We start from the raw sequence: 12,167 nt of genomic DNA, 5'->3' as shown, positions 1-12,167 counted from the left end.
TGTTAGGTCAATCGCCGTCTAAAAAAGTTAATTTGTATTTATCTGTTCATTGAGGTATTCCACCGCTTTCTCCAACTGCAAGTCACGACCTTCGCGAAAAGCTTCAACCGTTTGTTTGACCTCAATATCGGGTAAAACACCACGGGCAAAATGTTGAGTGCCATCGGGGAATTCTACCTTTAAACCGGTAAACCTGAGTTTTCCGATTGGAAGCCAAATGGAATTTACATTTCCATTGGTACCTGCCGTAGGCTGGCCAATAATGGTTCCCAATCCATAATGTTTGACCCAGAGCAATATTGATACCGCATAGCTGATGGCCATTGAATTTGTTAAAAATACTACGGGTTGGGTTATACGTTTTTTTGCTGGTTCAAGATTCCAGCCAGCATTTTTGTAATCCATATTTTCTCTATCAGGTAATATCACTTTTGGCAGTTGATACGGCTTAATTGTGTCTTTGTGTTTGAGTAATTGTGTTATAATTGTTAATGCAGCTTTAGATGGGTAGTTCCGTAGATCGAAAATGACTGCTTTGCTGTTTTTTATTTGATCTAAATGATTTATATATGAATCATGCCCAAGCCTTTCTAAGTTGCAATAGACAATCCCATTTTCAAATAAGCGAAACCTGCGTAGTGTATCATTTGGATTACGAAAAAGAGGAGTACTGTGGTTAAAATGCAGGTATAATTTCCTCGTCTTTCCCTTATGCACATTAATTGATAATTTAATGCTGTCATGACAAGCTCCTTTAAGTGCATATTTTTCCATTCTGTAAAAGTGATACCCTTTGGTGGGAGCTGGCACCAAAGGGCTGACTTTATTGAAATAGGCTTTTGCCTGCTGATCCTCTATTTTTTTTACAATACTTCCTCGAGGAATTTCATTATCCCTGGAACCAATTATTAATAGTTGTTCATTAATCCACTGCCAGCGAAGAGGTAAATAACAGGTTTTGTCCTCATAAAGGCTTTGAATCGTTAGATGACCATCTTTCGTTTTACTCATCAGTTTCCTAAATACTTTCAATGCCAATTGGTTCGATTTAGTATTGTACAATGCTGTTATCCCGGGTTCTAATTCTTTTTTCCACTGCAATTTGCCTTCATCATGGTATGGAAAAAAATGCTCAATGACATTCCAGGCATTGACATATGCCCCTAACCAATTGTAAGGATGTGCATATTCTACCTTTTCAATAGTTTCTTTTAGTTTTATTAACTCTGAAGTATCTCCAATGGGATAAGTGTAATCCTCAGTAGCATAAAGCATAATCGGCAGACGAATATTTAAGTTGGAACCTATTGATTTTAGTAAAGAGGGCTTATCATGAGGAATTTCCTGGAATAGCTTTTCGCTATATGGAAGTTTAAGACAATAATCGTGATTGTTATCGGAATACTTTTTTACCCATTCAGCATTTTTTTTATAATGAAGTTTTTTTGGTACTCCTATTGGCCACTCTCGGTTTAATTCAGGTTTGAATTTAAAAGTACCGTTTTCAATCGCATATGTTTTCCATTGATCGTTTACGAGGTAATCTAATTTGATGTTATCAATATACAGCGTCTTAGAATCCATTCTTATAATTCCGAATATAAACCCGTTATCAGATTTACTGGGAACCCAGTCCATTTGGCATTGGCCCCATTTGTTACATTCAAATATCTCGCCTTGAATACCAGTAGGATTTGCTGCAATTTTCTTGAATATGTAGTTTGACGTGGGTCCAAAGAAAACCTTGATTTTTCCTGCAGACTTGGCCTCAAATGATAAACGAATTTTTTTGCCGGCCCAACCTTCTTTTACTTCTCCCATATAACTTAATTCAACCTGTTGGTTTTCATTGTGGTTGGGTCGATTTATCCTTCGACTTTTAAAAAAGTCTGATTTTCCTCCCAAATCTACTCCTAAGTGTTGCCAATAAGTCTTTTTGAACTTTTCGGGATTATCAGGTTTATAATTTGGAAATTTAACGGTGCGTTCTCCTTCAAGTGAAATTATTAACGTAGGCGCAATGGGTCGAAATAATTTGAGAAGCGAATCCCTTAAAGCCTCATCATCCGGCGCTTTTTCAACTTGTTGTACACCGTAAACGGCAAATTTTTTCCAGTCAATTTCCTGTGCTTCATCACTGGGGTGGAACCATCGCACATAACCGTATAGTTTGGTGAATGCATGAATATTCTCAATTTTTTTGTTTTCAGGAATATCATTCGTGCAAGTCTGGAAAAACAATAAAAGCAACAATAAAAATACGAGTAGCATAGATTCTTTGGAATTCCTTCGAATGGGGATAATAAGCCTTGTTTTGAACATAATTGTTTTGTTTTGGAGTACTTTGAAACCAAATATAACAAATTCCACCTGCATAACAACAATAAAACCAGCAACAAAACAAAGATTTTATTTGGACTAACTTCAAATTAGCCGCTATCGCGAACATAAAGCTCAATAGCCTGTCACATCTTATGTAAAATCTATAATTTTAAATTTTACATATATTGTTAACCTTAAAAATTGAACAGAAATGGGAAAGCATGGTAAAGAAATACTGAATCTTGATGTAGATGACCTGATTAACAAACTCAATGAAGCCCTGGCCGAAGAGTGGCTGGCTTATTACCAGTACTGGATTGGCAGCCGCGTAATTGAGGGGCCAATGCGTACAGATATTGAACCTGAATTGCAGGTGCACGCAGACCAGGAACTGAATCACGCCGATATGCTGGCCAACCGTATTGACCAACTGGGCGGAACTCCGGTTTTAAGCCCCGCTGAGTGGATGAAACTGAGTAAGTGTGAATATATGCCACCTGAAGATCCATACGTGGAGAAAATACTCGAACAAAATTTGGATGCAGAACGCTGTGCCATTAAGCGCTACCAGGAGCTGGCCAACATGACTTATGGCAAGGACCACACAACTTATAACATCGTTACCCAAATTCTTGACGAAGAGGTAGAACACGAGCAGGAAATCGAGGACTGGATGGGTGACATTGACATTATGAAAGAGAACTGGAAAAAAATGAGAATGTAATAAAACAAAAGTGGTACTGCCTTGTAAATTCTGCAGGGCAGTACCTTTTGTTTGTTTTTGACCCAATGACCAATAAAAGCCCCAAAGTTCACACAACTACCATTGCCAGGGCAAACTTATTTGCGCTTATCATTACAATTCCTGTAGCGGCAACATTTGTGACTCCTTACCTCATGTTATGGCCCCTTGCCACATTAGCCGATAGTCTGGAGAATATTCTGATAAAATTTATCCCCGCCCTCATTCTGGGCACCATAATACATGAATTGATACATGGTATTACATGGGCTATATATGCTTCTAAAGGTTGGCGTTCAATTAAATTCGGTATGAAATGGACACTGCTCACCCCTTATTGTCATTGTAAGGAACCCCTCAAAAAATCACACTACCTGCTGGGTGCAATTATGCCATTAATTTTAATGGGCATCATTCCCGGTTTAACAGGAATAGCAACCGGCAACCCCTATTGGCTTCTTTTCGGAATTTTTTTCACCTGGGCAGCTGCCGGCGATATGTTGGGCGTCTGGATGCTACGCAAGGTTGAACAGACCGAATGGGTGGCCGACCATCCGGACAAACTGGGATTTGTTATTCTGCAGAAACATCAGCAATAAATTTTTCCAACTACTCTACTTTATCAAGCAAATCGGGCATATAACGTCTGAATGCATTATCAAAAAAAGCTTCCCGGGCATTTTTAGTTGCAATTTGCTCATTCCTGCCCACACCTCTTTGAGCAGATGAAGACTTTTGCTCCAACAATTCACCGGACGTGCTGATTAAGCGAACATTTCCACCACAATATACTGAAGTAAGTCCGCCGGCCTGTTCGCCTTTTGTAATATCATAATCAACTTCAATTAAAAAGTCAGCTGCATTTGGATTCTCGGTAAAATCGAAATTTTTTTCGTGCAGCAGTTGCCTGAAACGATTTTGAACACCAGCATCCGCAGATTTCATTTTAAGTGCCACCACGGGCGGAAGCGTTTTAACTTTCACCTTGGTTTTGGGCATTGATATAGGATCGAGTAATCGTCGAATGCTCATATCTGTTGTGGCATTCTGCACCATTTGCGGCCAATGTAGTTGGGCCGTAAGTACATTATTCTGAGTATTGGGCGAAGTAGAAGAAATAATGCATGCTACCCGTGCACTTTTCGATGCATAAACCACATCACGTTTTAAATATCCGCCGGTATAATGCATTTTTACCGGTACACCGCCAAACATATTGCCCTGATAGGTTACTTTGAAATTAACAGGTTGTTCATCAATTTTATGCCTTTTTACCACCAAGGTTTCCTGCTCGGCTTTTATTTGAATATCATTGCGTATTTTTTCGATTTTACTGAGCAAATAACTTCCCAATTCGGCTTGTTCTCCATTAACCTCTGCCATGCATGACTCGCCAAGATATTGCTTCAAAATGGCAAGGGCCTGAATATAACCTTTGAGGGCACCTAACACATTTCCTTCTTTTTCGTACTTAGCAGCTTCTTTTTGTTTATCAAGGGCTGTTTGTATGGCTTTTCGCTTCCTTTCTGCTTTGCGCTTGCGGTAGGTTTCTTTATCAACTTTGTAAAAAACCCAATATCGGTCTTCCGTTTCGTATATGTCGGCAGGCTCGAAACCTTCGAGGTACTCATCTGTTTCAATCTTTATTTGCTGGTTAAAAGCTTCTGTACTGCCATAGGCATTTTCGATCTTGTACAATACCGAAGTAGAACTTACTGTAGAAGATATGCTCGACGCCATATCGTTTAATGCACGGTTACGTGCCCTGGCCGTATATTCCGGGGCAATACCAACTTTCATTACCGTGCCTACGCCCACATAATGTCCTGGGACAATGGGTTTTTGTTTCACCCAGTGAGGTGCCGGATTCTCTTCTGCTGTATTTTTTGTTGTACTGCAGGATGATAAAAAAAGCAAAACTGCCAACAGGGGTAGACTGAATATTAAGCCTAATTTTCGCATAAGTGTCATTTTATTGTTCCGGATTATAATTATTAACAGCCGATGCCAATCCTGATACTACATTTCCGGCAGCCGCTTCGAGCAAATAATTCACTGTTGTAATTTTATCGGAAGCACCCATTAATCTTCTTAACTGCCTTACGCGGTATATATTGTCGTGAATAACATCTTCGTCGCTGTCATATTTCAAAGATTTCCAATAACCAGGCACAAGTTTATTTACATTGCCATTAAAGCGCCCAAATTCAACCGCATCGGTACGGGTATCTTTAAGATCATCGGAAATCATTAGGCTTCCGGTAGCCGTGGCAAGCATTTTATAAGATAACTCTACAGAAGCACTGTTGGTTTTGCTGTAAACTTTATAAGTTGTTTTAGTAAACGTTTCTTTCTTTCGTTCTACTCCCTCTTTGTCTTTGTAGGTATGCACTTCTTTTATATACCCGCGCTTGGTCTCCACGTGTGTTTTACCCTCTATTTTTTGCACATCACCCACCTCGGCAAACAAAAGAGCCTCAATGCCTGCCAAATTAAGCGCCTTTAAATCATAAGAACCATCCCGGTACTTCATTTTATTAATATTAAAAGCCGATCTGTCCACGATATTGATGAATGGATTATCATGTTTGGAAATGGCATTGGTGATTTCCGAAATCGAAATTGGATTATTTTTTCTGGCAGCTTTACCTGAAACTTTTAGCCTGGGGATTAAAACATCAATGGTTCCCTTCTCCCTTGCTTCCTGCTTCAATCCTGAAGCATCTTTATATCCACCGGTTTCTCGTGCGATTTGATCGAATAAATAATAGGCAGAACGAAATTTACCCTCATCAAGGTAATTGTTGGCTTTGCGATAGTGCGGTTCATAAAGTGCCGTTTCCTGCTTACTGCGCGCATCTTTGTAGTTTGGCGAAATCCGTACAATTTCTTTAAAAATTGTTGCAGCCTTATTGAACTCCTCCCGGTCGAGGTGTTCCGAAGCCTCGATATATTTATCGGCAATAAAGGTGTTTTTTACTTCATCGTAATATGCATAGTAGCGGTCAGGAAAAGTGAGGTCAACACCTACCCCGGCTACCTTATCATGATAATTTTTGGCTGCTTCGTAGCTATAAACGGCTTCCTGCGTTTCATTTTGCTGATAATCTTTTTCAAACTCAGTCAACAAATCGTTTAACACCAATTGTCCATTTTTTTGCAACCCAAGCTTGGTTTCTACTTTGGTACGTTTTCGTTTTACCGACTCATAATAAAACTCTGCAGCATCTTTATATAACCCAGCTTCATCGAACTTTTCAGCTTTTTTAGCATATCGGTGTGCTGCACAACCAGAAAGCATTAATGCTGTAAGCAGGAGTAGAAGTAATCTCATATCACTTTCATTTTTTATTAGGGTTTAAAGATAACAAATTCATAAACTTGACAGGACAGATAGCTATCCATTTTGGGCTGACACAGTAACTGCTGATTTATATTTTGTATTCGGTCATGTCATTTTTAGGGCAGTCGCTGTGTGTTAGTTAATGAAATGCACAGAAGCTTTTGCTTTCTTGTTGATTATTAATAATCGCACGCCGTGACTAATGATGAGCTACAAACTCCAAATTGAAACTGTCACAAATCACAGTTCACTTAAACAATGCCTATAAATCCGATAATAAAATTGGTTTTCATTAACTTTGCATAAAATATTTCAGTATGGAAACCATGACAAAGCAGCACAAGCTGGCAAATATTCTATATAAATACCCGCAGTTAATTCTGGTATTGGAACGTTTAAGCATTTTTCCCGGCTTAGGAGAAAAAACAATTGAGCAAATAGCCAAAGAAAAAGCGATCAATCCTGATCTATTAATGGTTTTGCTTAAAATGCAACTTGACCCGGAACACACACCCAATGTTGAATTACCTGTTGACACAATAAAATCTATTGTAGAATATTTATCAGTATCTCACGAATACTATACTCAGGAGCTCTATCCGGTAATTGCTGAAAACATAGCATTGCTTGCCGAAAAAAACGATCACACTTCCATACAAATGGTCAAGCAATTTTTCGCGGAATACAGAAATGAGGCGGACCGGCATTTTGAGTATGAAAACGACATAGCTTTTCCTTATATTCTTAGCCTTTATACGGAGAATCAGAAACTCCCTGATGAAATTTCTGCTGAATATTCTGTGGACACCTATCGCGAAAACCACGACAATATTGAAGAAAAACTCGATGATTTGAAGCAACTACTTATCAAATACCTCCCTTTTGATGAAGATTATCGTATTCGCCGCAACATTATTCTAACACTCGACCGACTCGATGCTGATTTAAAAGCGCATGCAAAAATTGAAGATGAGATTTTAATTCCCTTAGTGCGCCAACTTGAAGAAAAATCAACCAAATGACTCAAAACTGCAAAATACTCATAATTGAGCCATCAGACATTATCAGGCAGGGATTAGCAGAGATATTGCGCTCAATATCATGCATTGAAAAAATTGACCAAATCGAAAGCTGGGAAGCATTTTTAGCTCAAAAAAATGAAAAAAACCACGACCTGGTGTTGCTTAATCCCCTGGGTTGCTGCCGTGGACCTCGTTTACGTCCGCAAGTATTGGAAAAATTCGAATCCACCATACTTATTGGTATCATAACTACAATATACCATCGAAATTTGCACCAGGATTATCAGGATGTTATTTATTTGAGCGATACAGAAGAGGAAATAAGAAGTATTGTAGTACGTTACCTTACTCAAAAAACAGAAAAGCCACCTGTTTACCAACTGCTCTCGGAACGAGAAATCGAAGTACTGAAGCAAATGGCCCTTGGACTCTCCAACAAAGAAATAGCAGAAACACTTCACATCAGTACGCATACAGTAATATCGCATCGGAAAAACATCAGCAATAAGCTGGGAATCAGAACAACCTCGGGCATGGCCATCTATGCTGTAACGGCTAAACTCATTGATGCATCTGACATTTTAAACGACATCCCTAAAAATAGGGATTGACCCCGTAGATTATCCTTACTTTTAGTGATTGCAGGTCTCGGACAAAACCTACATCTTTGCTTTCGAAGATTATAAACATTAGGGAATCGACAATTGAAAAAAATGTAGTGTATAAAAGTAATTTGTTCGTAATCGTACATTTTTATACGAAACAAAAACACACATGTTAATATTCTTTAAGTTTGTCCCCGGTAATATAAAATGCAGTGTTTAAGAGGTTTTTATCCATAATATTAGTTCTCACAGCAATCTTTATGATTGCCAATAAAGCAATTTATTTGCATGTACATAAGGCAAACGATGGTACTTTAATCGTGCATGCACATCCCTTCAATAAAACTTCAGATACTGCCCCAATAAAAAAGCACCATCATAATTTATTGGAATATGTATTATTGAGTCATTTCGACCTGATATTCATAGCATCTTTATTATTTACTGTGGCTTTAAAATTTGCTCCCGGAATAATTTTGAGCATTAAAAGAAAAAAATGTCCTGGTCAAATTTTCCTCACTTTTAAGCCGCTTCGGGCACCTCCTTTAAAATAAGAACCTGGCAACACCAGTCCATCGGCTCTTTTCCCAATTATTCCCGTTTTAATTACCCCATTAATTTAATGTGGGCGATACATCAGACAAATAAAAACTCACAACAATGAATTTCAAATTAGCAATAATATATATCCTTCTTTTTAGTATTTCGATATCGGCATTGGCTCAAAAAGAATCCCGCACCGATGCCAATCTTGTAGGTCACGTAACTTGCTGTGGCGAACACATTCCCTTTGCCACCATACTAATTGAAGGCACTACCATAGGAACCACCACAGATGAAACCGGCCATTACCGAATAATGAATATGCCTGTAGGGGAATTTACAGTTACCGCTCAGGCATTGGGCTATGCCCCTAAATCTTTACAGATAAAAATGGAGGCAGGCCAAACAAAAGAAATTAAATTCGATTTGAAAAAGGACGTACTCAACCTCGAGGAGGTTGTTGTAACCGGGGACCGAAACAAAACCAACAGGCGAGATGCCTCCGTTATAGTTTCTACCATATCCCCCAAAGTATTTGACTTTGCTCAGGCTGCTACCTTAAGCGAAGGGCTTGACTTTTCGCCGGGATTACGACTGGAAAATAACTGCCAGAACTGCGGATTTACACAAGTTAGAATGAATGGAATGGAGGGCCCCTACTCTCAAATTTTAATTAACAGCCGACCCATTTTTAGTGGCCTGGCCGGAGTTTACGGGCTTGAACTCATTCCCGAAAATATGATAGAACGAATTGAGGTTGTTCGTGGTGGAGGCTCAGCTCTTTATGGCAGCAATGCCATAGCAGGAACCATTAACCTGATACTTAAAGACCCGATTACCAACTCATATGAAATGGATATAAGCCGCGGCAGTATTGGTGTGGGACTCAAAGAGGCCAACCCAGCATCCGATTTTACAGCAAAGCTCAACACATCACTCATCTCTTCCGACAGTAAAACCGGCATGGCTTTATATGGATTTTATAGAAAAAGAGCACCCTTTGATGCCAATGGCGATGACTTTTCAGAATTATCAGACATAAAAAACACAACAATAGGAAGCCGTATGTTTCACCGGTTTACAAACCGTAGCCGCGTATCTTTTGATATCTTTCATATTCAGGAAAAACGGCGCGGTGGCAACAAATTTAACTATCCGCTTCATGAATCAACCATTGCTGAAGCCCTTGAACACAAAATCACAACAGGAGCCCTAACTTATGACCAGTTTTTCAGGGAACACGACAAGCTATCACTATTTGCATCAGGCCAAAAGGTCGAACGTGATTCTTATTATGGTGCCGGGCAATCACTATCCGATTACGGATATACCCAGGATTTCTCCTATACTACCGGGGCACAATATCACATGCATCTTAATCTGGCCCAGATTACGCTGGGTATAGAAAATCAGGGAGCCTGGCTTAAAGACAGCAAATTAGGATACCCTGAACTGGACAGTATTGAAATAATTGTGGGAGAAAATAATGACACATCTTTCTATATTCCGCATACAGAGAATGTTACAATTACCGATCAAAAAACCAACACATTTAGTGCTTTTGGCCAGTACAACATTACTTATGAAAAACTAAAAGTAACAGCTGGTGTGCGTTTTGATCATTACATGGTTAAAGATTTTATTTCTGAAGCTGACAAATCCGGTAATGTAATAAGTCCCCGACTTACTGTAAAATATGACCTTTTCAACTATTTACAATCCCGTATAAGCTACAGCCAGGGGTACCGTGCACCTCAAATTTACGATGAAGACCTTCACTTAGAAACCTCTACTGCGCGCAAAGTGCTTCATGAAAATGATCCCGATTTGAAACAAGAAACCAGCCACAGCATAATGGCATCTATTGACTTTAATAAAAAAATAGGAAATGCTTATGTGGGAATACTTGCAGAAGGATTTTATACCCACCTTGTAGATGCATTTGCCAATGATTTTTCAGATCCGGATTCAACGGGAACAGTAATTTATACACGCATCAATGCTGAAGGTGGGGCCACAGTAGCAGGTGTAAATATAGAAGTCAACGTTGTTCCAACAGAAAAACTGACGCTCAAAGGCAGTTTCACATACCAAAGCAGCAAATACGAAAATGCACAGGAATTTGGAGAAAAAACCTTTTTTCGCACGCCCAATGATTATGGATATGTTACTGTAGATTACCAACCCATAAAAAAAACTGGGATTTCTTTAACCGGAAACTATACAGGCTCAATGTTGGTTCCATACTTTGGCAATACACTTCCAACAAATTCAGAAGGAGAATTGCGGGAGAGCAATCCTTTTTATGACATCGGTATAAAAGCCCGGTTTAACTGGAAGTTGAATGGTGCCACGATGCAATTTTATGCCGGAGTAAAAAACTTATTCAATTCTTATCAGGACGACTTTGATTACGGAGATGACCGCGATCCGGGATATATATACGGACCGGGACTACCACGTATGATCTATGCCGGAATAAAAATCAGCAACCTTATTCATTAAAAAAAGCTTTTCATAAAAACAAAACGAAAAAGAAGCAAGCTGTTAATTAACAAAAAGGGGATCAGGGAAAACTGATCCTTTTTTTTATTTATTATGAAAAGTTTAGTAAATTGAAAACTGAACAAGCCAATTCTAAGCCACAGGCAAATTCATGCGTTTAACTACTGAAGCAATTAAACTAATAACAATCTTTGCTACGCTGATACTTATTGGCAAAGTAACCCCAATCTTCACCCAATCTGCTGAAAACGAAAAAAACATTCAAGGTATTAAACTTATTGATCATCGTGATGGAAAACAATATAAAACCATGCGCATTGGCAATCAGGTGTGGATGGCAGAAAACCTGGCCTACAAAACCCCAAAAGGCTGTTGGCCGTACCTTAACAATAATCAAAATATTACTAAACATGGATACCTTTACAACTGGGAAACAGCCAAAGAAGTTTGCCCCGAAGGGTGGGCGCTTCCTACAAAAGCAGATTTCATGCAGCTTTTGTTTCTAATAGCCCGCGACAACAAGGACCCCTCAAAAGAGATTATACAAGGAGGTTGCAGCGGATTTGAAGCAACTCAGAGTGGCTGGAGAACAGAAACCGGTGAGTTTCTTGACCTGAACCAAAATGGAAATTACTGGACGCGCAGTAAAAGTTTTCGTGGACGGGCGTGGTTGTTGTTCGTTGGTAAAAATGGCCGGAAAAGCTATGTTGACTTTGCCGACCAACGCTTTGGCATGTCGGTAAGGTGCATAAAAAAATAGAGGTGATATAAAATGACCACCCCTATTCTTTTGTTTTTAGTTCTCGTGTCCTGTTTTTAGCGTTGCAACACACAAAAAGATTTTGTGATAATTTGTACAAAACAGATAATGGTTTAAAGAATAGATGCGTCACTTAAAGCGGTTTATCAGTGTTTCTTTATTTGTCTGCAAGAAAACCACCCATTTTTTCGAGTGCTAGATTTATATGTTTATAATTTTGATTTCAATGGTCATATAGAGCTCGCCACAAAAAATACAATAAGTAACATGCTATTTTATAGTTGTTTAATAATAAAATACGTTCGAAACTAAGTTTTAGTCGTGG

General features: G+C 38.9%; 9 protein-coding genes. 6 read left to right on the top strand and 3 right to left on the bottom strand.

The window, feature by feature from the left end:
• Positions 1 to 27: 27 nt before the first annotated feature.
• Positions 28 to 2,322 carry a S41 family peptidase gene (locus ACTB0Y_RS16435; RefSeq protein WP_463207927.1) on the bottom strand — a complete coding sequence of 765 codons (2,295 nt, stop codon included), beginning with the start codon at positions 2,320 to 2,322 and terminating at the stop codon, positions 28 to 30.
• 211 nt (positions 2,323 to 2,533) lie between these two features.
• Here ACTB0Y_RS16435 and ACTB0Y_RS16430 point away from each other — a divergent pair, with 211 nt between their 5' ends.
• Positions 2,534 to 3,046 carry a ferritin-like domain-containing protein gene (locus ACTB0Y_RS16430; RefSeq protein WP_463207926.1) on the top strand — a complete coding sequence of 171 codons (513 nt, stop codon included), beginning with the start codon at positions 2,534 to 2,536 and terminating at the stop codon, positions 3,044 to 3,046.
• 65 nt (positions 3,047 to 3,111) lie between these two features.
• A complete protein-coding gene (locus tag ACTB0Y_RS16425; protein WP_463207925.1) occupies positions 3,112 to 3,663 on the top strand; it encodes a DUF3267 domain-containing protein in 552 nt (183 codons plus the stop codon).
• Positions 3,664 to 3,673: 10 nt separating this feature from the next.
• On the opposite strand, the gene ACTB0Y_RS16420 is transcribed toward ACTB0Y_RS16425, so the two are convergent.
• Both ACTB0Y_RS16420 and ACTB0Y_RS16415 read right to left on the bottom strand, forming a co-directional pair.
• Positions 3,674 to 5,026 carry an LPP20 family lipoprotein gene (locus ACTB0Y_RS16420; protein ID WP_463207924.1) on the bottom strand — a complete coding sequence of 451 codons (1,353 nt, stop codon included), beginning with the start codon at positions 5,024 to 5,026 and terminating at the stop codon, positions 3,674 to 3,676.
• A gap of 10 nt (positions 5,027 to 5,036) precedes the next feature.
• The gene (locus tag ACTB0Y_RS16415; protein WP_463207923.1) at positions 5,037 to 6,398 is read right to left on the bottom strand and encodes a hypothetical protein; all 1,362 of its coding nucleotides are present in this window, start codon (positions 6,396 to 6,398) and stop codon (positions 5,037 to 5,039) included.
• Between the two features lie 326 nt (positions 6,399 to 6,724).
• Between ACTB0Y_RS16415 and ACTB0Y_RS16410 the strand changes: the two genes are divergently transcribed.
• From ACTB0Y_RS16410 to ACTB0Y_RS16395, 4 genes are all read left to right on the top strand, one after another.
• Positions 6,725 to 7,429 carry a hemerythrin domain-containing protein gene (locus ACTB0Y_RS16410; protein ID WP_463207922.1) on the top strand — a complete coding sequence of 235 codons (705 nt, stop codon included), beginning with the start codon at positions 6,725 to 6,727 and terminating at the stop codon, positions 7,427 to 7,429.
• Positions 7,426 to 8,040, top strand: coding sequence for a response regulator transcription factor (locus tag ACTB0Y_RS16405; protein ID WP_463207921.1), 615 nt, complete (start codon positions 7,426 to 7,428; stop codon positions 8,038 to 8,040). Before ACTB0Y_RS16410 ends, ACTB0Y_RS16405 begins: the two co-directional genes overlap by 4 nt.
• Positions 8,041 to 8,694: 654 nt before the next feature.
• On the top strand, positions 8,695 to 11,082 hold the full coding sequence (locus tag ACTB0Y_RS16400) for a TonB-dependent receptor (RefSeq protein ID WP_463207920.1): 2,388 nt from the start codon (positions 8,695 to 8,697) through the stop codon (positions 11,080 to 11,082).
• 151 nt (positions 11,083 to 11,233) lie between these two features.
• Entirely contained in the window at positions 11,234 to 11,842 is a 609-nt protein-coding gene (locus ACTB0Y_RS16395; RefSeq protein WP_463207919.1) for an FISUMP domain-containing protein, read from the top strand.
• Positions 11,843 to 12,167: the final 325 nt, after the last annotated feature.

The organism is Salinivirga sp. (assembly GCF_055145285.1).
Note: the sequence above shows the minus strand (reverse complement) of the source record. Positions and strands in the feature narration are given on the sequence as shown.